Raw genomic sequence first — 23399 nt, 5'->3', positions numbered from 1 at the left:
CTTAGAAGCCTGTACAACTCAGGCGTTGGCAGCCTTGGTTGCAGCTTCGATCTTGCGCGTAATGTACCACTGCTGAGCGATCGACAAGACGTTGTTGACCACCCAGTACAGCACCAGACCGGCAGGGAACCAGAGGAAGAAGAAGGTGAAGATGATTGGCATCATTTTCAGCACCTTGGCTTGCATCGGGTCCGGCGGTGTCGGGTTGAGCTGCTGCTGGATAAACATGGTCGCGCCCATGATGATCGGCAGGATGAAGAACGGATCCTTGATCGACAGGTCGGTAATCCACAGCAGCCATGGCGCCTGACGCATTTCTACCGATTCCAGCAACACCCAGTACAGGGCGAGGAATACCGGCATCTGCACCAGAATCGGCAGGCAGCCGCCCAGCGGGTTGATCTTCTCTTTCTTGTACAGCTCCATCATCGCCTGGGACATCTTCTGGCGATCGTCACCGAACTGCTCTTTCAACTGAGCGAGCTTCGGGGCAACGGCACGCATGCGCGCCATCGACTTGTAGCTGGCAGCGGACAGCGGGAAGAAAATCAGTTTGATGATCAGCGTCAGGACGATGATCGACCAGCCCCAGTTGCCGAGCAGATTGTGGATAACTTCCAGCAGCCAGAAGATCGGCTGGGCCAGGAACCACAGAATGCCGTAGTCGACAGTCAGCTCAAGACCTGGAGACAGCGTCTTCAGATGGCCTTGTAGCTTCGGGCCGGCATACAGAACTGCACTGGTTTCACCCTGAGCGCCGGCAGCAACCTGAATGGCCGGGCCGGTAAAGCCGACGATGTAATTGCCTTGGCTGTCTTTGCGGGTTTGTACTTGGTTAGTGCTGTCTTTGCTTGGAATCCAGGCAGTGACGAAGTAATGCTGTAGCCAGGCAACCCAGCCTCCTTGAACGGTTTCTTTGAAGGCTTGCTTGTCGATGTCTTTCATCGACACTTTTTTGTACGGCTCTTCGGTAGTCCAGAGTGCGCCACCGAGGTAGGTCGCGGTGCCTGTTGCGGTGGTGGAGGACGGATCGTCGCTGCCATCACGCTTGAGCTGGGCAAACATGTTGCCGCTCCAGGCTTGACCGCTCTGGTTATCGATCAGGTAGCTGACGGTCACCTGATAGGAAGAAGGATCAACGCAGCCAGGTTTCTTCTGCTGCTGTTCCTTGGTCGAACATTCCGGGTTCAGACCGCGCTTGAAGGTGAAGCGCTTGATGTAGTTGACGCCGTCTTCGCTGAGCTTGAGGTCAACCTGCAGCTGATCCTGACCTTCGGCGAGGCTGTAGTTTTTCTGCTCACTGCTCCACAGCGCGCGGCCACTGGATTTGTCCGGCGCATTGCTGCCGATCAGCCCACTCTGTGCCAGGTAGGTGCGTTCGCCACCGTTGTCGAACAACTGGAACGGCACATCTGGGCGATCCTGACGACGCGGGTATTGCGGCAGACGCAGTTGCACCACATCACCACCGCGCGGATCGATGACCAGATCCAGCACATCGGTTTTCACCCGGATCAGTTCATCGCTGAGTGCTGCTGGAGCAGTACTGATGGCGCTGGGCTCAACCGCAGCAACAGAGCTCGGAATATCGTCGCTACCAGCTGAGGTTGAAGTCGCGGCAGGAGTATCCGGCAAACCAGGCACGGTGCTGCTGGTCGCGGCAATTTCTGTCGGCAGGGCAGCTTGACCGTAGTCCTGGTTCCACTGGAGAACCATCATATAGGACACGATTGCCAGGGCGACGATCAGGATCGAGCGTTGAATATCCATGATTATTCGGCCATCGAAGAGGAACGGGAGGTTTTCGCGCAGGGAACCGGGTCGTAGCCACCGGGATTCCACGGGTGACAGCGGCCAAGCCGACGCAGAGTCAGCCAGCCACCGCGCATGACGCCATGATGTTCAATGGCTTCAAGCGCGTAGCAAGAACAGCTTGGGTAGAAACGACAGTGGCTGGCCATCAAGGGGCTGATGGCGTAGCGGTAGAACTGGATGGGAAGCAAAGCCAGTTTACGCATGGGGACTGTCGTTCACCCCGGGTGTTGCGACGGCTGCCGTGCTTGGCTTGCTGCGTTCGAGGCGTTTCCAGAGTTTGCCAAACTGGCGGGCCAGTTCGAGGTTTTCCAGATCACCAAGACCTTTACGCGCAACCACCACGATGTCCCATCCGACCAGATTGTCCTGGTTTAGGCGGAACGATTCGCGGATCTGGCGTTTCAGGCGATTGCGCTCAACCGAGAGCTTGACGCTCTTCTTGCCGATCACCAGGCCCAGACGGGGGTGATCAAGCTCATTGTTGCGCGCCAGCAGCAGGACATTTTTGCCCGGAGCTTTGCCGCTAGGGGAGTCGAAGACTGCCTTGAATTGCCGGGGAGTTAGCAGTCGCTTTTCCCGGCTGAAGTCTCGACTCACCACAAGACCGAAATTTAGACGGCGAGACGCTTACGGCCCTTGGCGCGGCGACGCGACAGGACAGCACGGCCGTTCTTGGTGGCCATACGAGCACGGAAACCGTGGGTGCGAGCGCGTTTGATAGTGCTGGGTTGGAAAGTACGTTTCATGGTGCGGTACCTGGGTGGTCGACTACGGGCCGGAATGGCCCCCGTTTTAAGAGACCGGCAATTCTAGAGAAACCGGAGGGTCAGGTCAATTTCCAACCAGGCTTTTCCTGAATAAAGAAATATAAAGAAGAGAATATTTAAAGATGTTTAGTAGCGTTAGTAGCTATTAGCTGCGGCAGTGGTTGTGCATAAGTACCTGAAGGCCTCGGCTGTAAAGGTTTTCGGCCAAGGGTAAGTCTGTCAAAAAGAGGTGCTGCAACTGTGTGGAAGCGGCGCACAAGCTGAGGATGGAATGCGATTTTACCCACAGCAGGCTTGTCCACCGGTTTTTCCTAGGGTTTATCCCATGAGCTTAGGGGCGGTTATCCACAGCCTTCGGTGAGTTTGTCGGATAACCGCTAAGCACGAATAACACCTTGATTTTCCTTGCTCATAAGTATGCTTACATGTGGATAACTCAGGCCTCGGCAGCTACAATGACGGCTGTTTTTTGCCTTGCGCCTTTCGATTTTAGGGGATGTCCGTGTCTGTGGAACTTTGGCAACAGTGCGTCGAGCTTCTGCGCGATGAGCTGCCTGCTCAGCAATTCAACACCTGGATCCGCCCACTGCAGGTCGAAGCCGAAGGCGATCAGCTTCGCGTGTACGCGCCGAATCGTTTTGTTCTTGATTGGGTCAATGAGAAATACCTCAGTCGCCTGCTCGAGTTGCTTACAGAGCGCACCAATGGCCTGGTTCCAGACCTCTCCTTATTAATAGGCAGTAAACGCAGCAGTGCTCCGCGTGTAGCGGGGCCTGTGCCTGCTCCGGCAGTAGCTTCGGCGGATACGCCGACTCAGCCTGCCAGTGCGGCGGCGAATGGTGCTGGCAGTGAGCCTTCGCGGGCGAGTTTTGATCCCATGGCCGGTGCAGCCAGCCAGCAGGCGCCTGCACGGACCGAGCGCTCGGTACAGGTTGAAGGCGGTCTGAAACACACCAGCTACCTGAACCGCACCTTTACCTTCGATAACTTTGTTGAAGGTAAATCCAACCAGCTGGCCCGCGCAGCAGCCTGGCAGGTGGCCGATAACCCCAAGCATGGTTACAACCCGCTGTTCCTATATGGAGGCGTTGGCCTGGGTAAAACCCACTTGATGCACGCGGTGGGTAACCATCTGCTGGCGAAGAACCCGAACGCCAAAGTGGTGTACCTGCATTCCGAGCGGTTTGTGGCGGACATGGTCAAGGCATTGCAGCTGAACGCGATCAACGAATTCAAGCGCTTCTACCGCTCGGTGGATGCACTGCTGATCGATGACATTCAATTCTTCGCCAAGAAAGAGCGCTCGCAGGAAGAGTTTTTCCACACCTTCAACGCCTTGCTTGAAGGTGGCCAGCAGGTGATTCTCACCAGCGACCGCTACCCGAAAGAAATCGAAGGCCTGGAAGAGCGTCTCAAGTCACGTTTCGGTTGGGGCCTGACGGTAGCCGTCGAGCCGCCTGAACTGGAAACCCGCGTGGCGATTCTGATGAAGAAAGCCGACCAGGCCAAAGTCGATCTTCCGCATGACGCGGCGTTCTTTATTGCCCAGCGCATTCGCTCCAACGTGCGTGAGCTGGAAGGCGCGTTGAAGCGTGTAATCGCCCACTCGCACTTCATGGGCCGCGACATTACCATCGAGCTGATCCGCGAATCGCTCAAGGACCTGCTGGCCCTGCAGGACAAGTTGGTCAGTATCGACAATATCCAGCGCACGGTGGCCGAGTATTACAAGATCAAGATTTCTGATCTGCTGTCCAAGCGCCGCTCACGTTCGGTGGCGCGCCCGCGTCAGGTGGCCATGGCCTTGTCGAAAGAGCTGACCAACCACAGCCTGCCGGAAATTGGTGATGCCTTTGGCGGGCGCGATCACACGACGGTATTGCACGCGTGTCGTAAGATTGCTGAACTAAAGGAATCCGACGCGGACATCCGCGAGGACTACAAGAATTTGCTGCGTACGCTGACTACCTAACTACGCAACTCCACTAGGCAAGGGACTAGACCATGCATTTCACCATTCAACGCGAAGCCTTGTTGAAACCTCTGCAACTGGTCGCCGGCGTCGTGGAACGCCGTCAGACCTTGCCGGTTCTTTCTAACGTGCTGCTGGTGGTCGAAGGCCAGCAGCTGTCGCTAACCGGTACCGACCTGGAAGTCGAACTGGTCGGTCGCGTCACTTTGGAAGAGCCTGCGCAACCGGGTGAGATCACCGTACCGGCGCGCAAGCTGATGGATATCTGTAAAAGCCTGCCGACTGACGCCCTGATCGATATCCGTATCGATGAGCAGAAGTTGCTGGTTAAAGCCGGCCGTAGCCGCTTCAGCCTGTCGACCCTGCCCGCCAATGATTTCCCTACGGTTGAAGAAGGTCCTGGCTCGCTGACCTTCAGCCTGGTTCAGAGCAGGCTGCGTCGCTTGATCGAGCGCACCAGCTTTGCCATGGCGCAGCAAGATGTCCGTTACTACCTCAACGGCATGCTGCTGGAAGTGCAGACTGGCATCCTCCGCGCGGTGGCTACCGACGGTCACCGTCTGGCCATGTGCTCGATGGAAGCGGCGATCGAACAGGTCGAACGCCATCAGGTCATCGTACCGCGCAAAGGCATTCTCGAACTGGCCCGTCTGCTCACTGAGCAGGACGGCAGCGTCAGCATCGTTCTCGGTCAGCACCATATCCGTGCCACCACTGGTGAGTTCACCTTCACCTCGAAACTGGTCGACGGTAAGTTCCCGGATTACGAACGTGTACTGCCACGTGGTGGCGACAAGCTGGTAATCGCCGACCGTCAGGGCCTGCGTGAAGCATTCAGCCGCACCGCGATTCTGTCCAACGAGAAATACCGTGGTATTCGCCTGCAACTGGAATCCGGCTTGCTGAAAATTCAAGCTAACAACCCGGAGCAGGAAGAGGCTGAAGAAGAAATTGCTGTGGATTACAACGGCAGCGCCTTGGAAATTGGTTTCAACGTCAGCTACCTGCTCGACGTACTTAGCGTAATGACCACCGACCAGGTGCGTCTGCTTCTCTCCGATGCCAACAGCAGTGCCCTGGTACAGGAAGCAGGCAACGATGATTCATCCTATGTTGTTATGCCGATGCGCCTGTAACCACTGAATGTCCCTTACTCGCTTTACCGTCACCGCGGTGCGTAACTTGCACCCGGTGACCCTCTCCCCTTCCCCGCGTATCAATATCCTCTCCGGTGCCAACGGCAGCGGTAAAACCAGCCTGCTCGAAGCCATTCACCTGTTGGGATTAGCCCGTTCGTTTCGCAGCACACGTTTGCTTCCGGTTATTCAGTATGAGCAGGCGGCCTGCACTATTTTTGGTCAGGTGCAGTTAGCGGATGGCCGGCAAAGTAACTTGGGGATTTCACGGGATCGTCAGGGCGAATTTCAGATTCGCATCGACGGGCAAAATGCGCGCAGCGCAGCGCAGCTTGCCGAGACACTGCCGTTGCAGTTGATCAATCCAGACAGCTTCCGTTTGCTCGAAGGCGCACCGAAGATCCGCAGGCAGTTTCTCGACTGGGGAGTGTTCCACGTGGAACCTCGCTTTCTCCCAGCCTGGCAGCGCTTGCAGAAGGCCCTGCGTCAGCGGAACTCATGGCTGCGGCATGGTACACTTGACGCCGCTTCGCAGGCGGCCTGGGACCGAGAGTTATGCCTGGCCAGTGACGAAATTGACGGTTATCGACGCACCTATATTCAGGCCTTGAAACCGGTTTTCGAGCGCACCCTGAATGAGCTGGTTGAGCTGGAGGGTCTGACCCTCAGTTACTTCCGCGGGTGGGATAAGGAGCGCGAGCTGAATGCAGTGCTGGCTTCTACTCTTCCCCGCGATCAGCAACTGGGCCATACCCAGGCTGGCCCGCAGCGCGCGGATTTAAGGTTGCGCCTGGGGGCGCACAATGCCGCCGAGATACTTTCGCGCGGGCAGCAGAAGTTGGTTGTATGTGCCCTGCGCATTGCCCAGGGACATTTAGTGAATCAGGCCAAGCACGGCCAATGTATCTATCTGGTGGATGACCTGCCGTCAGAACTGGATGAACAGCATCGTCGTGCGCTGTGCCGATTGTTGGAAGACTTGCACTGCCAGGTGTTTATCACCTGTGTAGACCATGAATTGTTGAGGGAAGGCTGGCGCACGGATACGCCAGTTGCCATGTTCCACGTGGAACATGGTGGCATTACCCAGACCCACGACCACCGGGAGTGAAGGCATGAGCGAAAACCAAACGTACGACTCCAATAACATTAAGGTCCTCAAGGGCCTGGATGCCGTACGCAAGCGGCCTGGTATGTACATCGGCGATACCGACGATGGCAGCGGTCTGCACCACATGGTGTTCGAGGTGGTCGATAACTCGATTGACGAAGCTCTGGCCGGTCATTGCAGTGAAATCACCATCACCATCCACCCGGATGAATCGATCAGCGTGCGCGACAATGGCCGCGGTATTCCGGTGGATATTCACAAGGAAGAAGGCGTTTCCGCCGCTGAAGTGATCATGACCGTCCTACACGCAGGCGGTAAGTTCGACGACAACAGCTATAAGGTTTCCGGCGGTCTGCACGGTGTGGGTGTTTCCGTGGTTAACGCGCTGTCCAAGGAACTGGTTCTGACCATCCGCCGCAGTGGCAAAATCTGGGAACAAACCTATGTGCATGGCGTGCCCACAGCACCCATTGCCACAGTAGGCGACAGTGACACCACCGGTACGCAGATCCACTTCAAACCCTCCGAAGAGACCTTCGCCAATATCCATTTCAGCTGGGATATTCTGGCCAAGCGTCTGCGCGAACTGTCGTTCCTCAACTCCGGCGTCGGCATCTTGCTAAAGGATGAACGCAGCGGCAAGGAAGAACTGTTCAAGTATGAAGGCGGGCTGCGTGCCTTCGTTGAGTACCTCAACCAGAACAAGACAGCGGTTAACCAGGTGTTCCACTTCACCGTGCAGCGTGATGACGGTGTAGGTGTCGAGGTTGCCTTGCAGTGGAACGACAGCTTCAACGAGAACCTGTTGTGCTTCACCAACAACATTCCCCAGCGCGATGGCGGTACTCACCTGGCCGGCTTCCGTTCGGCGCTGACGCGTAACCTGAATGCCTATATCGAGCAGGAAGGTCTGGCCAAAAAGCACAAGATCGCCACCACGGGTGACGATGCCCGTGAAGGCCTGACGGCGATCATCTCGGTAAAAGTACCGGATCCGAAGTTCAGCTCGCAGACCAAGGACAAGCTGGTTTCCAGCGAAGTGAAAACCGCAGTCGAGCAGGAGATGGGCAAGTACTTCTCCGACTTCCTGCTGGAAAACCCCAACGAAGCCAAGGCGGTAGTCGGCAAGATGATCGACGCTGCCCGTGCCCGTGAAGCGGCGCGCAAGGCGCGTGAAATGACTCGCCGTAAAGGTGCACTGGATATCGCCGGCCTACCCGGCAAACTGGCCGACTGCCAAGAGAAAGACCCTGCCCTTTCTGAACTCTATATCGTGGAAGGGGACTCCGCGGGCGGCTCTGCCAAGCAGGGCCGTAACCGCAAGACCCAGGCGATCCTGCCGCTCAAGGGCAAGATCCTCAACGTCGAGAAAGCGCGTTTCGACAAGATGATTTCCTCCCAGGAAGTCGGCACCCTGATCACTGCCCTGGGCTGTGGTATCGGCCGCGATGAGTACAACATCGACAAGCTGCGCTACCACAACATCATCATCATGACTGACGCCGACGTCGACGGTTCGCACATCCGTACCCTGCTGCTGACCTTCTTTTTCCGTCAGCTGCCGGAGCTGGTTGAGCGCGGTTACATCTATATCGCCCAGCCGCCGCTGTACAAGGTCAAGAAGGGCAAGCAGGAGCAGTACATCAAGGACGACGAGGCCATGGATGAATACATGACGCAGTCGGCCCTGGAAGAGGCCAGCTTGCACGTCAATGAAGGGGCGCCGGGCCTGTCCGGTGAGTCGCTGGAGCGCTTGGTCAATGACTACCGCCTGGTGATGAAAACCCTCAAGCGTCTGTCGCGTCTGTACCCGATCGAACTGACCGAGCACTTCGTCTACATCCCGCGGGTGGAAACCGAGCAACTGGCGAACAAAGAGGCCATGCAGCAATGGCTCGCCCTGCTCGACGGCCGCCTCAAGGGCATGGAGAAATCCGGCCTGGTGTACAAGACCAGCCTGCACGAAGACCAGGAGCGTCATCTCTGGTTGCCGCAGGTCGAACTGGTGTCCCATGGCGTCTCCAGCTACATCATCTTCAACCGCGACTTCTTCGCCAGTAACGACTACAAAACCGTTACCAGCCTGGGCGATCAGCTCAACAGCCTGCTGGAAGAAGGTGCCTATGTGCAGCGTGGCGAGCGCAAGAAACCGGTCAGCACCTTCAAGGATGCCCTGGCCTGGCTCATGGCCGAAAGTACCAAGCGACACAGCATCCAGCGCTATAAAGGCCTGGGCGAGATGAACCCCGACCAGCTCTGGGAAACCACCATGGACCCGGAAGTACGCCGTATGCTCAAGGTGCGGATCGAGGACGCGATCGCCGCCGATCAGATCTTCAACACCCTGATGGGCGATGCCGTAGAGCCACGTCGCGACTTTATCGAGACCAACGCCCTGGCTGTATCCAACCTGGATTTCTGATTTTTTGTCGATGGGCAGATTAATTGGCATGGTTTTGCGAGTTATTGGCATGCCCAAATCAGAAACTACCCCGGCCTAGCGCCGGGGTTTTTCTTTGTAGATCAGGGTTTTGGACATAGCCACACAATCCCGCATAGGTGTGCTGTGTAGTGAAGCTACAAGGAAGAGGCGAAAAATCTCGTTTTGGCGTGGACGAATTCTGGGAGATTCGGCGGGGTGGATGGGTCGCCTCAATTCATGCCAATCAAAATAGCATCGCCCATCAGCAGTCATTCTGACGGGCAGTGCGATACGACACGCTTGCGGCTTCATTAAAACGAACCGCATGCTGATGTACCTGCCACCCTGCCACCCTGCCACCCTGCCACCCTGCCACCCTGCCACCCTGCCACCCTGCCACCCTGCTGTAGGTGGGCAAAGTTATTTGCCACTTCGGCCAAAGTTAAGTAAGCGTCCGGGTAAGTCACCGTAAGCTCCTGACATCATCCGGTTCTAGCGTCCCGCGTGAGATCCCTACCGGCCCGGCCACCATCTGTCAGGTAGGCTTCCACCATTCCCTTCCGTAATTTTTTATTGACACCCCAAAAGCCTCTCAGTACCGTCCTTCCTCCCTCCTGTCAGGCTACCTCTGCCGTGAACCGCCCAGGCGTTAACTCGCGAAGCGGTCATACAAGTTGCCGCCACTTATACGGTCGCTATCTAGTAGCGCGCCTCATTTCCGATATCAAGTGTTAAGGATGATTCTATGATCATTCGTCAGGCTACTAACGCCGACCATCCGCAACTGCTCAACATTTGGCTGCGCTCCGTTCGCGCCACACATCACTTCCTGCAAGAATCCGATATTGAGGCATTGCTCCCTCAGCTCCGCGATATTTACCTACCCGCTGTTGAATTATGGGTTGCGGTAGATGCCGAGGACTGCCCGCTAGGGTTCATCGGGCTCAATGAAAACCACGTAGAGATGCTCTTCATCGAACCAGATCTGCGAGGGAAAGGGATTGGCCGCGCACTGCTGGATCATGCCCGCAGTTCGCGCAGTCAGATGAGTGTTGATGTGAACGAACAGAACCCCGAAGCGGTAGGGTTCTATTTACATTACGGGTTTGTTCAAACAGGTCGTTCTCCGCTGGATGGCGAGGGCCGCCCCTTCCCCTTGCTGCACCTGAGCCTGCCCGGCTAGCGCTGTAGTAGTGAATCGCTCCTAAGCTTCTGCTTCGGGGCGATTCATTATTCAGCAGGACGGCATCCATTGATTCGGTAGCAATTGCCCGATCTCACTGGCTCGCTGTGTCGGCAACCGTGTCAGCACATCTTTGAGATAGGCATACGGATCATGTCCATTCATACGCGCCGACTGGATCAGGCTCATGATCGCCGCTGCTCTTTTGCCGCTACGTAGCGATCCGGCAAACAACCAGTTCGAGCGCCCCAGTGCCCATGGCCGGATCTGGTTCTCGACCTGGTTGTTATCGATGGGTACGGCTCCATCTTCCAGGTAGCGCGTCAGCGCTACCCAGCGTTTGAGGCTGTAATCCAAGGCTTTCGCCGTTGCTGATCCATTGGGCACAAGATCACGCTGGGCCAGCATCCAGTCATGCAGCGCGCCGAGTATCGGTGATGCCTTTTCCTGCCGTATTCGCCAGCGTTCTTCATCGCTCATGTCCCGTGCTTGCCGTTCGATTTCGTACAAGCCGCCAATCGCGTGCAATGCCTGTTCAGCCAGTTGGCTTTTGTTCGCCGCATGAAGATCGAAGAACTTGCGACGGGCGTGGGCCATGCAGCCAATTTCGGTGATGCCCTGCTCGAAACTGGCCTTGTAGCCTGCGAAGTCGTCGCAGACTAGCTTGCCATTCCACTGGCCCAGAAAGTTGCGCGCATGTTCGCCGGCACGACTGGGGCTGAAGTCGTACACCACCGCTTTTAGATCGGCAAAGGGCGTGGTGCTGTAGGCCCAGACATAAGCCCGATGGGTTTTCTTCTCGCCCGGGGCGAGCATTTGCACTGGCGTTTCATCTGCGTGGATCACGCGTTGGGCCAACACGGCTTCGCGCAGGGCATCGACCAGCGGCTGGAGCTGCACGCCGGTTTGTCCGACCCACTGCGCCAGTGTCGAACGCGCGATGGCCAGGCCGGCACGGCCAAAGATTTTCTCTTGCCGGTACAGTGGCAAGTGGTCGGCGAATTTGGCCACCATCACGTGAGCCAGGAGGCCGGCGGTGGGGATGCCCTTGTCGATCACCTGGGCCGGCACGGGGGCCTGGATAAGTGTTTCGCACTGACGACAGGCCCATTTGCCACGCACGTGCTGTTCGACGGTGAACACGCCCGGCGTGTAATCCAGCTTTTCGCTGATGTCTTCGCCAATACGTTGCAGCTGGCAGCCGCAGGTACACTGGGTGTTCTCCGGCTCATGACGGATCACGGTGCGCGGAAATTGCGCTGGCAGCGCTGTGCGCTTGGGCTGTTGGCGGGGCTCGGCTGGAACAGGCGGAGGATTAACAGCTTTCAACTCCGCCTCAATAGCGGCGATGTCGGTGTCGAGCAGGTCATCAAGCAGGCTGCCCTGATCAGGGCTTAGCTGCTCGCTGCGCTTGGCGAACTTGTGCCGTTTGAACCAGGCGATTTCGTGGGTGAGCTGCTCGATGACTGTTTGATCGCGGTGGATCTTTTTGCCCATCGCATCGACTTGTGTGAGCAACTGCGCGGCCAGTGCGCGCAGCTGGTCAGGTGTCAGTTGGTCGAGATTGGGCGAGGAAGTCATGCCGCTGATTGTGCCAGAACAGCCGGTCAGCGGAGATAAACCGATGGGCTAATGGCAGGTGCTACAGCACTGTGATCGCGCCGGCTGCGCCGACCCGCTGCCAGGGCAACCCCAGTACCAAAGCCTGAAGTTGCTCGGTGTCGAGTTCGACTTCCGAGCCGTGCCGGATGCCTGGCCAGTGAAACTTGCCCTGATTCAATCGCCGCGCTGCCAGCCAGATACCCACGCCGTCATGCACCAGTACCTTCATTCGGTTGGCGCGGCGGTTGGCGAAGAGATAAGCGCAGTGCGGCTTCGCCGCACCGAACACCGCGATCACGCGGGCCAGCGCGGTTTCAGTGCCAGCACGCATGTCCATCGGCTCGGTGGCGAGCCAGATGGTATCGATGCGGATCACTGGGCAAGCCCACGGACAAAGCGGGCGCATCCCTCAGGATCGGAAGCTGGCCATTTCACCGTGACCGATTCCTTGCCAAGCGGTAGCTCGATAATCACCGCTGCTTCAGTCGGTCGTTTGGGCGTCACCCTCACCGGAACGAACCCCGGCAACGCAGCGGGCAGTTGATCTCGGTAAAGCGGTAACCACTTGCGAATGACGTTGGCGTTGATGCCGTGGCGAATGGCAACGCTGGAGACGGTTGCACCGGGTTGCAGGCATTCCTGAACAACCTGGGCTTTGAACGGTTTAGGGTAAGAGCTTCGTTGGTGCATGGGAATCCCGGCGATAAGGGCTATCGCGTCCGCCTAAAAATACGCGGACACCATCGCCCTTAAAGCTGGAGTTCGGAAGGTGAGTTCGCCGGACGCTTACAAAGTTAAGCGGTTCGGCCAAAGTAATCTGCCAGTAGTTTGAAAGTAGAAGCCCCTGCTGACGCGAGTCCGCAGGGGCTTTTTGTTAAGGTTGGAGCAGCTACGGGCTGGCGTTCCAGTCGGCCAAGAAGGCTTCAGTCAGGCGGTGCTTGGTTTTGTGCTCCTCAACGATCCCGGCAGATTTCATCTTGCTGAAGGTTGAGTTCATCGAGGCTTTGTTAGCTTTGTTGCCTGGTATACGCCTGGTTCTCAATGCATCGATAACCCATTGGCTGCGAATGCGGGGTCGTTGATCGTTCAACATGTCCACAACCAAGAACGTCATGTAGCCCTTGCTGATGCCCCATTTTTTGGCAAACGCATCGGGTAGATCTTTGGTCTGCTGGGTAGTGATGTCCAGCCCAAACCATGCAACGTAGTCATCAGCATGGAACGCAGTGCCTTCGTGCAGCAGCTTCGCTACTTTGGCTTTCAGGCCATCATTCAGTGCAGGGTGAGTGACTTGCTGTATCGCATTCTCAAGATCGCCCCCTGCCTGCTTCAATAGGCCGGGCTGTAGGCCATCCAGCAATGAAGCCCAAAGCGCGTACAAGTCTGCAAAAGCAGACCAGCCCTGCTCGATAACGCCTGGAAATTTGTATCGAAGATCACCCACTCGACGATCTTCGGGTGGAAGGGAACTCATGCCGACCAAGGTAGCCCGAGCGCCATCCACTAGGATGTTGAGCGGGGTTATGTTCCGATGGGTGAACCCCAGTCTGTGTAGATAGCCAAGCCCCGCGAGTAATTGCTCCAGCCAGTGCCGGAACTCGTCGGCGCTGATAGACGCTTGGTCAAACAGCGTCTCACCACTCGCCCATGCTCGACTGATGAAGTAAGCATCGCTGTTAGGAATTCGAGCAAGATCGAATACCCGCTCCAGTGCGGGATGATAAATCTGAGCGAGCCGATGATATTGATCAGCCACCAGCTCCCAAACTTCATCTGCATCGTCATAGATTTGAACCGCGCAATCGAAGCGACCAGCGACGTGGCGAGACCTCCAGATGCTTGAGAAAGCATCCTCATCAACCTGCTCGACCAATTCATAACGATTGTCGAGAACTGCTCCTGGCTCAGCCTCAAAAGGAGCGCCTGATGACGCAAGTACCGTTGAAGCTCGCTCGCTCATAAGGTTCGCTATCAACTGTGATAGGCGCTCTGAGGTCTCCTGCCCTTCTGCATCGTTGATTCCGGAGATTTCCCAATGAAGCGTGTCGACCAAGGGTTTAAACAGCGAGGTGATGAGGTCGATATCGTCGCCAGCGCTATGGTTGTTCAGGACATCGATAAAGCAAACCTCACCCGCATCAGTGAGATAAATTGAATTAACGGAAACCCTGCCCAGGGTGGCTCCACGGCGATGGATGCCTTGGATTGCTGTTAAGGCAGAAATAAGCGTCGACCTGGCTGACTCATCGGAATACTTCGAGAGATCAACCAGCGAGAGAGGTTTGCCCTTGGGCATGCTGATAGGGAGCACCATCAGCTCGCCGTCATCAATCAGCGGCGCGCTGTAGGTCACGCCGGTTAAGCCAGCCAACTCTTGTAGTAACCGAAACTCGTCACGCAGTTGCGCTTGCAGCTGTTCGCGCCGCTCCTGGCTCTCGCAATTGGGGCGGTTCACGATTTTCAGCATCCACTTGGAGTTCCAGTTCTCCAGGCGATACTCGGCCATCCATAGCTCAAGGCCATTCTGATCAAGCAGGCACTGTGTTTTTTGGTATTGCTGGAATCTATTGTTTTCGGCTATCTGCTGACGCAATTGCCCGAGAGTGGCGAGTACAAGTTCACGCTGCGCATCGATCAGCTCGTACGCTTTGGTGGCTGTCAGACCCTCAGCGCTGGTCAACGCCTTGGTGATCCCGACTGGCGTCCACACTTGTAGGGAGGGCTCATCTTTAATGAGCGAGATGCTATGACCTTTGTCGCCGGTCACAAGCACCACTCCCTGACACCACGGCGCGTACAAACCGATTCCAGCGCGGTTACGGATACGGCCTGCAAGCACACGGGAGTTCTGGTTGGCCTTGCGCAAAGCGTTATCAACAGGGCGACCATCCAGTAGCCAAACGTCCTTCCCCGCCTCTAGCGTCCCGCTGTAGCCCTTCACGTCGATCAAATACACGCCCCAGTCACCGACGACTACTGCATCGATTTCCATTGCCTGACCGGTTTCTGTCAGCAGCTCGATATTGGTTAGCAGCCAATAGTGATCTGGGAGGGCGTTTTTCAGCAGTGAAAATGCCCATTCTTCTGCGGCGTTGACTGCTTTGGCGAAAGGGACGTGCTTTGCCATGACTTACTCCTTGTCCTTACTACCAAAACCATCCGGTAAAATGGCGAGTGAATTTTATGAGAGAGACACCGTGAAACTGCTGAGTACCTACGACGATCATGACGATGCCAAAGAAGCCGCTGAAAAGCTGGTTGGCGAGAAGCGCTTGGCCAGCGAGCGAGATGCCACCGTGGTGATCTACAACCTGTTTGGAATTCCCAGCTGGGGAAATTTTCACCGGCTGGGGATGTACAACTTGGTCGAGTTGAAGGGGCTGCTGGATCGAAAAGCCTCTTGGCAGGCTGAAGACGCCAAGCGCCATCAGGAGATCCTGGCCACTCTCAATGCAGTGGCCAAGAACTACTCTCTAGAGCTTCCCTCTCACTGGTTGTGAGTTAGACACTTAGTAACTGATCTAGCAGTCCTTCACCAATCGGTTCCGAGTGAGCCGCAGATTTATTGTGGTGGATGATCACGTCATCAACGCCCGCAGGTTCGCCCTTCACTACATCCCAGCACCAAGTTCCGAAACCACTGAATCGCCCCTAGTTTCGTAGACACCTCCAGGCCTCATAATACGGCCCATTAGGAGGTGCCATGAGTAACCCGCGTTATCCCGAAGAATTCAAAATCGAAGCAGTCAAGCAGGTGACCGAACGGGGTCTGCCGGTGGCTGAGGTAGCTGCTCGCTTGGGCATGTCGACACACAGTCTGTATGCCTGGGTGAAGCGCTACAGCAAGCCCCAAAAGCAGCGGGCACAAGAAGACGATCAACACGCTGAGTTACGTCGCCTGCGTGCTGAACTCAAGCGCGTGACCGAAGAGCGAGACATCCTAAAAAAGGCCGCCGCGTACTTTGCCAAGGAGTGCGGCTGAAGTACGCCTTCATCAGTCAGCTATCCGCAGACTATTCGGTTCGCCGTCTGTGCCTGACCCTGAAAGTACATGCCAGCGGTTACTACGCCTGGCTGTCTGAGCCGAAGTCGGCACGAGCTAAGGATGATCAGCGTCTGCTGGGTTTGATCAAGCACTCCTGGTTAGAAAGCGGTGGCGTCTATGGTTACCGCAAAATCCATGACGACCTGCGTGAGCTGGGAGAACAGTGCGGCAGGCATCGCGTTGCTCGATTAATGCGCCAGGAAGGACTGCGCTCGCAGACAGGGTATCGGCGTCGACCGGGCCGTTATGGTGGTAAGCCTCCAGTGGCCTCTCCGAATCATCTTGAGCGTCGATTCAATGTCACCGAACCCAACAAGGTCTGGGTTACGGACATAACCTACATCCGCACCTATGAGGGCTGGTTGTATTTGGCGGTGGTGCTCGACCTGTTTTCGCGGCAGGTAATTGGCTGGTCAATGAAGCCGCAGATGACCAGCGACCTGGCTATTGATGCATTGCTGATGGCGGTTTGGCGGCGTAAGCCCAAGCTGGAAGTAATGATTCACTCAGATCAGGGTAGCCAGTTCAGCAGCGGCGACTGGCAGAGTTTCCTGAAAGCCAACAACTTGCTTGGCAGCATGAGCCGACGTGGCAACTGCCATGACAATGCGGTAGCGGAAAGCTTTTTCCAGCTGCTGAAACGGGAGCGGGTCAGGCGAAAGATCTATAGCACTAGGCAGGATGCTCGCGCTGATGTGTTCGACTACATCGAGATGTTTTACAACCCAAAACGCCGACATGGTTTCAACAACCAGCTGTCACCGGTAGAGTTTGAGAAGCGACATTTACTGAGCCTGGAAAGTGTCTAGGAAATCCGGGGCGATTCAAACAGCCGTGTTGTCTGTAGGGGACAGTATGATGACGCATTACCTCAATGGCGAATTGGAGCGCGCCTATCTCGCGGCCAATGAGGTTGTGACAGACAGTCCGCTGCTGTTGAAGTATCGCGATCTGATCATCAGCGAATACCAGGACGCGAAGGAGTTTGATGATTTGCTGGATTTTCTTCGCTGAGCGCTTGGTTGTGGAATCCACACACTGAGACTGGCTCCGTCATCACACACGGAGCCAATCATGCACACCATTCAAGCCATTCTCTCCAGTTGTCCGCATCAGGTCAGTGCTTGTCATCAGGCGAAAGCACTCGATATCGATCAAGCCCTGCATGCCGGTATTCCCTTCACTGCCTTGGGCGGCAAGCGCGTGCGTTGTCGTGAGGGATTGCTCCGCTTCAAGCTCGGCAGTGACTGGCGCCTGATTTACCAAGTGGTGGCTAACGGTTATGTGCCCTGTGCGCTGGTCAGTCGCCAGTGTTTTGAACGTGAGTTGAAGCGAAGGCGGGTCATCAAGGCCTGCAACCTTCAATCACAGGAGAAACAAGCATGAATGCCATCGCATTGCTGAATCAGCCTTTGCTTACGGCTAATGGCCTAGACGTGAACGTCAGTCGTCTGGATTTCAAGCGCCTGAAGCATAAGTACACCGAGTCTTCGGAGGCTGAAATGTCGGCGGCGGAGTGGGACTTTGCTGAGCAGGAGTACCGCCGCTTTCTGACTCTGAAGTGCTTCTATCCCTCGGTAGCCTTGGTGCCCAGCAAAATGGTGGATGCCATTTGGCACGCCCACATTCTGGATACCCGCGCCTATCGTGAGGATTGCCAGCAGGTCTTTGGTCGCTTCATTGATCACTACCCCTACTTTGGCATCTACGGCAAGGACGACTATCAGGAGTTGAAGAGCGCCTTTGCCCAAACCGTGGCGCTGTATGAGAAGCACTTTGGTGCGTATCCGGGCGGCGGCAGTGAGACTCAAGCCATGCGCTGCAAGGATCACGCGTGCCACGTGGAGTCCAAGTGTGCATGCCGTGTTGAGGGTGCATGCAAAGACGATGTAGCGGCCTATTAATTCTGGAGGTGGATATGAGTAAGCAGCCTAAAAGCCCTTCCGGCCAAACACCCAAACCAGCTCCTCGCCCCGTCGTCCCCAATTTGCCCAGTACCACGGGTAACAAATCGGGAGGTGGTCGCGGTAACTACCCACCAGCGAAGTCGAAATAACTGAATAGGGCTAACAGGCTCATCAATGGGCCTGTTAGCCCCAGCACGGGATGCACTCCTTCCGGAGTCTGTCTGGCCTGATTTCCATCTGGATCGATCACCTCTTAGTACAGAGGTGATTCATATGGTTGGGGAATATATTTAAAAATTGCTTCGATGACCTTAAACCTAGTTTAGATTTGTCGGCTGAATCGGTGGAGATTCGTTACTGTGTGATCTCGAATCTAGGTTATCGAATTAGCTAAAATAGTAAAAATGTTGAGAAACCCGGGGAGCCCCAGGTTTCAAATGATGAATTCGAGGTATCGGAACCCACAAAATCAGTATTGAAGCACTCCGGCGTGTGCTTCTAAATAGTCATCCCAGCTCTGAAGGCTGCCATCATCAGACTCTATATCCAATCGAGTGCAAACACGAGTGCAGCAATCACTGCGGCTTCCCGAGCAAGTATTAGTATACTGAGTTGCGTCGAAGCTATCTTCAACTACTTTGAATTTCAGGCTCTGTTTTGCGTTCATTTTAATTCCTTGTAAAAAATGAAGAATAAAAATCTTAAGAATAATAATATCTGGCCGAATACATGTCAAGTTCAGGAGGAAGTTAATACATGAAGGTAAATTTTCTTGGGGTTAAGACCAATAACTTAAAGAATATAAACGTCAGTATTTCGGCGAATAAAATAACTGCAATTACTGGTGTAAGCGGTGGCGGTAAGTCTTCTCTTGCGTACGAAACGATTTATAAGAAATGTAGAAATGAGTTTTTACTAATAGATGAGGGAGGGTATGAAGAGGCATCTTACATAATCGATAAATCTGAGAATCTAATGCCCGCTGTTGCCATACAACAGAAAAATCTAAACTCAAATCCTAAGTCAACCATTTATTCGTTTTTATCTCTCTATGAGTATCTGGTGGCAGCAAAAGATACAGCACTGCCGAGTAATTTACTTAAATTGAATAAGCCTGGGAATGAATGCCCAGAGTGTTTGGGGTCTAGGATGTCGGCAAAACTAGATCAAGTGAAGGTGGTGGAAGAAGAGAAGCGTCTCGCAGATAACCCATTTAACTGTTGGCAGGGATCTGGAAAAAATAAATATACTGCTTTGATAATTAAAATGTGTGAATCTAATGGCATAGACACAGAGAAGAAATTCTGTCAGCTAAGTAAAGCTGAGCAAGATATTCTACTTAATGGTGAGAGTGACAATAAGTTCTTGGTCTCATACCTGATAAATGGGAAGAGAAGGAGTAGGAGCGAGAAGTATATAGGGGCACTTCGTGAGCTTAAATATCTGTTATCGTCCAATAAGATTTCAGAGTATTCGCATGCAGAGAAATACTGCTCTCTTACGGAATGTAGTCATTGTCAGGGAAGTGGATTAAATAGGTTGTTATATGAGGGTGCCGCTTTTTTAGGGGTGAGTTTTTTTGATTTTCTTACAAAACCAATTAATAGCATTTTAGTTGGTCTGGATTGGACTAGCTATGGAGCGCCGCTTCTTGCCTTGCGGAGAGTGCTAGAGGCTTCCTCTTTGCTGGGAATAGGCTATCTGAGCCTATCCAGACCAATACCATCATTGTCTGGTGGAGAATTGCAAAAGCTTAAATTCGGCAAGGTTTTGGGCTCGCAAATAAGTAATGTTATTTTTGTAATAGATGAAATATCTTCTCAAGTAAGCATGGTTGACCATGTAAATATATTCAATGCAATGCGAGAGGTGTGCTCCCGAGGTAATACCATAATATTAGTCGAGCATTGCCGTTATTTTATAGAGAAAGCTGACGCTGTAATAAATATTGGCCCTGGTGCTGGTAAATATGGCGGGCAACTGATTGATTATGTTGCGCCGAAATATGCCCCTTTACCATTAATGAGCCTTGATGGATGCTCCTATTTTGTTACCCCTCGGATTTGGAAAAATAACGTCAAAGGCGTTTCTGTCGAAATTCCATTGAATAGGTTAACCGGTATTTATGGTGTCTCCGGATCTGGTAAGTCATCTTTTGCAAAGGGGTTTGCCGCAAGTGATAAAAAGGTAATTCATGTAACTCAAGATACGCTCAGGGGTAACACACGCTCTACCGTTTCGACATATATGGATCTTTCAGATTACGTTGCTGATATATATTCGGAAATATCAGGGCAAAGTAGAGATTATTTTTTAGCGCAATCTGGCAAAGCTAACGTGTGTAAGACTTGTGATGGATCATCAACGATTGAGTACGCGCGCGGATTTGAAGGTGTTGTAAAAATAGAGTGCCCCGACTGTGATGGAAATAGGTTCTCTAATTTGATGGATGAATTTAGGATGGAAGGTTTGAATATTAGTGAATTTTATAGGGCGTCGCTTATAGAAATTGAAAAAATAATACCTCTAAAACTAAAAAGAAAGATTCATATGTTGATATCTTTAGGCCTTGGGCACCTTTCTTTAGGAAGAAAAATAGCCTCGCTATCCGGCGGTGAGTCGAAGAGACTGAAGATGGCTAAGTATTTCTCCGCTCCCAAAAAGGATACGATCCTAATTGTTGACGAGCCCGGGGCTGGATTGGATGAGGCTACAGCGCTAAAAGTGTTAAATTTTATCAAGTCGTTTTCTGGAATATTTAAGTCGATATTGCTTATTGACCATAAGGAAATTGTACTTAGTTCTTGCGATTATTGTATTTGCTTTGGCCCAAAGGCAGGGGAGCAAGGTGGTGAGATTATGTATGCTGGAAGTTATAAGGCGATAAGCGACATTTGGCAGGATAAATAATGATGATTGACTACTCGAATGCTTTCCTAAAAGTAAGAGATAGCATAGATATCTATGTTGCCGATAAAGATAACGAGCTCGTGTGTGTGCAATTCTATTTTATCAACACAAGGCGAAAAATAAGTATTGAGATAGACTCTCGCTTCTGCGGTGTTTTGGCTGCGATGGATGGTCGTCGTTGTCTGTCAGAAATATTGTGCGAGAACAAGCTTATTTATAATGACGAAGCTGGGGAGATAATTCAGTATCTGCTGGATTCGAAGGTTATAAAGAATGAAGTTGGGGATAGTGTGGAAGATGGTGGTGAGCGTTACTCCCGGCAGATAAATTTCTTTGATGACTGGATAGAGTCTTTGGATGGGCAGCTTGCGCAGCAGAAAATATTTGACGCTGAATGTGTTGTTTTTGGTGTTGGTGCGGTTGGAGCAAATATTGCTATACATTTAGTTAGGGCGGGTGTTGGGAGATTGGTTTTAGTAGATTACAAGAAGGTTAGTGAGAGTTCTAGGGAGAGGCACTCTTTTTTCTCAAAAGATATGGTTGGTGAGTATAAAGTCGATGCACTTAAGCGCTACTTAAGCTCAATAAATGAAGCGTGTGAGATTACAGCTATCAATCAAAGAGTTTTGCCGAGTACTGACTTGAAGGGGCTTATTCCTGAAGCCGCAGGATTTGTTATAAATACAGCGGATGAGCCCTATATCGGACATATATCAATAAAGCTTGGTCGATACCTTTGGGAAAAGGGAATTCCTATGTATGTGGCAGGAGGTTTCGATGCGCACTTAATGAGCACTGGAGATTTTTTTGTCCCGGGCGAAAGTGTTTGTGTTGATTGTTGTAGTGGACACTTTACTTCTGCGCTTAAAAATTGGAAGCCAAGTTACAAAGTCCACGAGTCTCAAGTGCAGAAGAGTCGAGTTATTGGCGGGGCTGGGGGTGTCCAGCCCATGTCTTCATTTAGCGCTAGTTATGCCTCCATGTTGATATTGAACTATTTGGCTGGTGGGGCAGCATATAGAAATATAATCAATAAGAGAGGTGAGTTTTCACAGGGTGGCGCGAAGATAACTTGGGTTGATATTCAGGGGCGGGAGGGATGTGATGCCTGTGCGTAAAAAGGTCTATAGGTTAAGAAGTGCTGTGGCTTTGGTATTTAACGCCGGTGTGTTGGAGTTATTTGACTCTAATGAACGAATTTCCCTGAGAATAGAAATATCTTACCCGTTAATTATACCTCTGCTTCAGGAATTTGATGGGGTACGAAGCGTAAGTGAGTTTGCTTCTTTATATCCGGGTAATGAATCGGGGGATCTTGATTACCTTATCGAGTTTCTTAATCAGAAATTCATACTTATTGAGGTGGACTCTAAGTATGATGAGGGCGATTACGAAGTTCGGCCCAGACTCTATAATCAGTTGGAAGGATATTTCAAAGCAACATCTGAAGTAAAAGAGGCGCTATTTAAATTAGATTGCTCTCATGTAGTCGTGGTTGGTGTTGGGGGTGTTGGTAGTTGGATTATTCAATCGCTGGCTTCAGTCGGTGTTAAGAATATTACAATATTGGATGATGATTTAGTAGAGTTGTCAAATATCCATAGGCAAGACTTCTTCAGGCCTGCTGATGTGGGTAGGTTGAAAGCAAGTGTGGTTGCGAATAGTGTTCTTGAGCGGTATGGCGTCAGTTGTACTGTTATTCCACAGAAAATGATTGATATAGAGTCACTGGCCGGTTTGGGTTTTGATCCGAGTTTGATTGTTAATTGCGCCGACTGGCCAAGCGTTGATGTTACATCGGAGCTGATATCAAGATATTGTATTCCGAAGGGAATACCTCATGTAATAGGTGGTGGGTATAATTTGCATCTGACACTGATTGGTCAGGCTGTTTTGCCCGGAAGGTCTGCTTGCTTTAAATGCTTTGAGATTTATTTTAATAGAGAGAATTACCGAGAGCTGTTTGGTGTAAAAAAACTCCATAGGGACTCAAGAAAAATAGGAAGTTTTGGCCCGGCCTGTTCACTATCAGCCTCTGTGACAGCTCTAGAATGTTTGAAAATTTTATTGGGCGTGCCGTTAGAAAAAATTAGTATTATAAATAAAAGGCTAGAATTTAATTTTTCATCTTTTGATTTTTCTGCCACGGAAATTCCGAGCGGCATTTTTTGTGGGGAGTGTGGATGGGAAGGGCTGTAGCTGAAATTCAAAAGCTGTGGTAGTGCAGTCTAGATAAAGTATTAACCTGACACCGGCCTTGCGCCGGTGCTATTTGTGTAGCTTCACTTGCGTTTTTATAGGCTCAGCCAGCCGGTCAATAAAAAACTTTAATAATGTTCTGCCCGACTCTGATGTGCAGTAGGGCAGGATAACGTTTTGAAATTCTCGGTTACACTATACTTTTATCTAGCATATTTACATGCCGGCGCGATGGTCTGCTGCCGTCAATGATTCTTGTATGCTTAAGGCTCTGCACTGTCCAGTAAGCCATATGACTTTGGCGCTCGACTTTTCGACAGATTGCTAGCT

Annotated in this window: 21 protein-coding genes; 13 read left to right on the top strand and 8 right to left on the bottom strand. The window is 52.9% G+C overall.

What is annotated here, in order from left to right; all coding sequences use genetic code 11:
* Positions 1 to 18: 18 nt before the first annotated feature.
* From yidC to rpmH, 4 genes are read right to left on the bottom strand one after another with little or no spacing between them, the layout of a single operon-like run.
* Entirely contained in the window at positions 19 to 1770 is a 1752-nt protein-coding gene (gene yidC, locus ACSQ17_RS10950) for a membrane protein insertase YidC (protein WP_436068622.1), read from the bottom strand.
* Between the two features lie 2 nt (positions 1771 to 1772).
* Positions 1773 to 2018 carry a membrane protein insertion efficiency factor YidD gene (yidD, locus tag ACSQ17_RS10945; protein ID WP_422582311.1) on the bottom strand — a complete coding sequence of 82 codons (246 nt, stop codon included), beginning with the start codon at positions 2016 to 2018 and terminating at the stop codon, positions 1773 to 1775.
* Positions 2011 to 2415 (bottom strand): ribonuclease P protein component, encoded by a 405-nt coding sequence (gene rnpA, locus ACSQ17_RS10940; RefSeq protein WP_436068621.1) that lies wholly within the window; start codon positions 2413 to 2415, stop codon positions 2011 to 2013. Before rnpA ends, yidD begins: the two co-directional genes overlap by 8 nt.
* Positions 2416 to 2426: 11 nt before the next feature.
* Positions 2427 to 2561, bottom strand: a complete 135-nt coding sequence (rpmH, locus tag ACSQ17_RS10935; protein WP_002551315.1) for a 50S ribosomal protein L34 — start codon at positions 2559 to 2561, stop codon at positions 2427 to 2429.
* A 523-nt stretch (positions 2562 to 3084) separates the two neighbouring features.
* Between rpmH and dnaA the strand changes: the two genes are divergently transcribed.
* From dnaA to ACSQ17_RS10910, 5 genes are all read left to right on the top strand, one after another.
* Positions 3085 to 4554, top strand: a complete 1470-nt coding sequence (gene dnaA, locus ACSQ17_RS10930) for a chromosomal replication initiator protein DnaA (RefSeq protein ID WP_436068620.1) — start codon at positions 3085 to 3087, stop codon at positions 4552 to 4554.
* 32 nt (positions 4555 to 4586) lie between these two features.
* A complete protein-coding gene (gene dnaN / locus ACSQ17_RS10925; protein ID WP_436068619.1) occupies positions 4587 to 5690 on the top strand; it encodes a DNA polymerase III subunit beta in 1104 nt (367 codons plus the stop codon).
* A gap of 7 nt (positions 5691 to 5697) precedes the next feature.
* Positions 5698 to 6801: a DNA replication/repair protein RecF gene (gene recF / locus ACSQ17_RS10920; RefSeq protein WP_436068618.1), complete on the top strand. Its 1104-nt coding sequence runs from the start codon at positions 5698 to 5700 to the stop codon at positions 6799 to 6801.
* A gap of 4 nt (positions 6802 to 6805) precedes the next feature.
* Positions 6806 to 9223, top strand: coding sequence for a DNA topoisomerase (ATP-hydrolyzing) subunit B (gene gyrB, locus ACSQ17_RS10915; RefSeq protein WP_436068617.1), 2418 nt, complete (start codon positions 6806 to 6808; stop codon positions 9221 to 9223).
* 745 nt (positions 9224 to 9968) lie between these two features.
* Positions 9969 to 10406, top strand: a complete 438-nt coding sequence (locus ACSQ17_RS10910) for an acetyltransferase (RefSeq protein ID WP_014717580.1) — start codon at positions 9969 to 9971, stop codon at positions 10404 to 10406.
* A gap of 51 nt (positions 10407 to 10457) precedes the next feature.
* On the opposite strand, the gene tnpC is transcribed toward ACSQ17_RS10910, so the two are convergent.
* The 4 genes from tnpC to ACSQ17_RS10890 all read right to left on the bottom strand — a co-directional run bounded on the left by tnpC (position 10458) and on the right by ACSQ17_RS10890 (position 15135).
* The gene (gene tnpC / locus ACSQ17_RS10905) at positions 10458 to 11987 is read right to left on the bottom strand and encodes an IS66 family transposase (protein WP_436067884.1); all 1530 of its coding nucleotides are present in this window, start codon (positions 11985 to 11987) and stop codon (positions 10458 to 10460) included.
* A 61-nt stretch (positions 11988 to 12048) separates the two neighbouring features.
* Positions 12049 to 12384 carry an IS66 family insertion sequence element accessory protein TnpB gene (gene tnpB / locus ACSQ17_RS10900; protein ID WP_436067885.1) on the bottom strand — a complete coding sequence of 112 codons (336 nt, stop codon included), beginning with the start codon at positions 12382 to 12384 and terminating at the stop codon, positions 12049 to 12051.
* Entirely contained in the window at positions 12381 to 12698 is a 318-nt protein-coding gene (gene tnpA / locus ACSQ17_RS10895; protein WP_436067886.1) for an IS66-like element accessory protein TnpA, read from the bottom strand. Before tnpA ends, tnpB begins: the two co-directional genes overlap by 4 nt.
* A 199-nt stretch (positions 12699 to 12897) precedes the next feature.
* Positions 12898 to 15135 (bottom strand): NERD domain-containing protein, encoded by a 2238-nt coding sequence (locus ACSQ17_RS10890; RefSeq protein WP_436068616.1) that lies wholly within the window; start codon positions 15133 to 15135, stop codon positions 12898 to 12900.
* A 70-nt stretch (positions 15136 to 15205) separates the two neighbouring features.
* Here ACSQ17_RS10890 and ACSQ17_RS10885 point away from each other — a divergent pair, with 70 nt between their 5' ends.
* The 8 genes from ACSQ17_RS10885 (at position 15206) to ACSQ17_RS10850 (ending at position 23069) form a co-directional block, all read left to right on the top strand.
* The gene (locus tag ACSQ17_RS10885) at positions 15206 to 15508 is read left to right on the top strand and encodes a hypothetical protein (protein ID WP_436070461.1); all 303 of its coding nucleotides are present in this window, start codon (positions 15206 to 15208) and stop codon (positions 15506 to 15508) included.
* 203 nt (positions 15509 to 15711) lie between these two features.
* Positions 15712 to 16862, top strand: a protein-coding gene (locus ACSQ17_RS10880; RefSeq protein WP_436067717.1) for an IS3 family transposase whose coding sequence is annotated in 2 segments (ribosomal slippage) — positions 15712 to 15955 and positions 15955 to 16862 — 1152 coding nt in all. Because the reading frame shifts where the segments join, the coding sequence is not laid out codon by codon here.
* 49 nt (positions 16863 to 16911) lie between these two features.
* Positions 16912 to 17067 carry a hypothetical protein gene (locus ACSQ17_RS10875; RefSeq protein WP_436068615.1) on the top strand — a complete coding sequence of 52 codons (156 nt, stop codon included), beginning with the start codon at positions 16912 to 16914 and terminating at the stop codon, positions 17065 to 17067.
* 60 nt (positions 17068 to 17127) lie between these two features.
* Positions 17128 to 17439 carry a ParE family toxin-like protein gene (locus ACSQ17_RS10870; RefSeq protein WP_436068614.1) on the top strand — a complete coding sequence of 104 codons (312 nt, stop codon included), beginning with the start codon at positions 17128 to 17130 and terminating at the stop codon, positions 17437 to 17439.
* Positions 17436 to 17957 carry a glycine-rich domain-containing protein gene (locus tag ACSQ17_RS10865; RefSeq protein WP_436068613.1) on the top strand — a complete coding sequence of 174 codons (522 nt, stop codon included), beginning with the start codon at positions 17436 to 17438 and terminating at the stop codon, positions 17955 to 17957. Before ACSQ17_RS10870 ends, ACSQ17_RS10865 begins: the two co-directional genes overlap by 4 nt.
* A 759-nt stretch (positions 17958 to 18716) precedes the next feature.
* Positions 18717 to 20870 carry an ATP-binding cassette domain-containing protein gene (locus ACSQ17_RS10860; RefSeq protein WP_436068612.1) on the top strand — a complete coding sequence of 718 codons (2154 nt, stop codon included), beginning with the start codon at positions 18717 to 18719 and terminating at the stop codon, positions 20868 to 20870.
* Positions 20870 to 21988 carry a ThiF family adenylyltransferase gene (locus ACSQ17_RS10855; protein WP_436068611.1) on the top strand — a complete coding sequence of 373 codons (1119 nt, stop codon included), beginning with the start codon at positions 20870 to 20872 and terminating at the stop codon, positions 21986 to 21988. Before ACSQ17_RS10860 ends, ACSQ17_RS10855 begins: the two co-directional genes overlap by 1 nt.
* Positions 21975 to 23069, top strand: coding sequence for a ThiF family adenylyltransferase (locus ACSQ17_RS10850; RefSeq protein WP_436068610.1), 1095 nt, complete (start codon positions 21975 to 21977; stop codon positions 23067 to 23069). Before ACSQ17_RS10855 ends, ACSQ17_RS10850 begins: the two co-directional genes overlap by 14 nt.
* Positions 23070 to 23399 lie beyond the last annotated feature (330 nt).

Source organism: Pseudomonas sp. LjRoot71 (genome assembly GCF_964253255.1).
Lineage (GTDB): Bacteria > Pseudomonadota > Gammaproteobacteria > Pseudomonadales > Pseudomonadaceae > Aquipseudomonas.
This window is presented reverse-complemented; position numbering and strand designations above follow the sequence as displayed.

Coding starts and splice junctions, on each gene's coding strand:
- ACSQ17_RS10870 (WP_436068614.1), top strand. CDS start 17,128: ATGCACACCATTCAAGCCATTCTCTCCAGTTGTCCGCATCAGGTCAGT.
- yidD (WP_422582311.1), bottom strand. CDS start 2,018: ATGCGTAAACTGGCTTTGCTTCCCATCCAGTTCTACCGCTACGCCATC.
- tnpC (WP_436067884.1), bottom strand. CDS start 11,987: ATGACTTCCTCGCCCAATCTCGACCAACTGACACCTGACCAGCTGCGC.
- ACSQ17_RS10890 (WP_436068616.1), bottom strand. CDS start 15,135: ATGGCAAAGCACGTCCCTTTCGCCAAAGCAGTCAACGCCGCAGAAGAA.
- rpmH (WP_002551315.1), bottom strand. CDS start 2,561: ATGAAACGTACTTTCCAACCCAGCACTATCAAACGCGCTCGCACCCAC.
- yidC (WP_436068622.1), bottom strand. CDS start 1,770: ATGGATATTCAACGCTCGATCCTGATCGTCGCCCTGGCAATCGTGTCC.
- recF (WP_436068618.1), top strand. CDS start 5,698: ATGTCCCTTACTCGCTTTACCGTCACCGCGGTGCGTAACTTGCACCCG.
- gyrB (WP_436068617.1), top strand. CDS start 6,806: ATGAGCGAAAACCAAACGTACGACTCCAATAACATTAAGGTCCTCAAG.
- ACSQ17_RS10875 (WP_436068615.1), top strand. CDS start 16,912: ATGACGCATTACCTCAATGGCGAATTGGAGCGCGCCTATCTCGCGGCC.
- ACSQ17_RS10855 (WP_436068611.1), top strand. CDS start 20,870: ATGATGATTGACTACTCGAATGCTTTCCTAAAAGTAAGAGATAGCATA.
- ACSQ17_RS10860 (WP_436068612.1), top strand. CDS start 18,717: ATGAAGGTAAATTTTCTTGGGGTTAAGACCAATAACTTAAAGAATATA.
- ACSQ17_RS10850 (WP_436068610.1), top strand. CDS start 21,975: ATGCCTGTGCGTAAAAAGGTCTATAGGTTAAGAAGTGCTGTGGCTTTG.
- ACSQ17_RS10910 (WP_014717580.1), top strand. CDS start 9,969: ATGATCATTCGTCAGGCTACTAACGCCGACCATCCGCAACTGCTCAAC.
- tnpA (WP_436067886.1), bottom strand. CDS start 12,698: ATGCACCAACGAAGCTCTTACCCTAAACCGTTCAAAGCCCAGGTTGTT.
- dnaN (WP_436068619.1), top strand. CDS start 4,587: ATGCATTTCACCATTCAACGCGAAGCCTTGTTGAAACCTCTGCAACTG.
- ACSQ17_RS10865 (WP_436068613.1), top strand. CDS start 17,436: ATGAATGCCATCGCATTGCTGAATCAGCCTTTGCTTACGGCTAATGGC.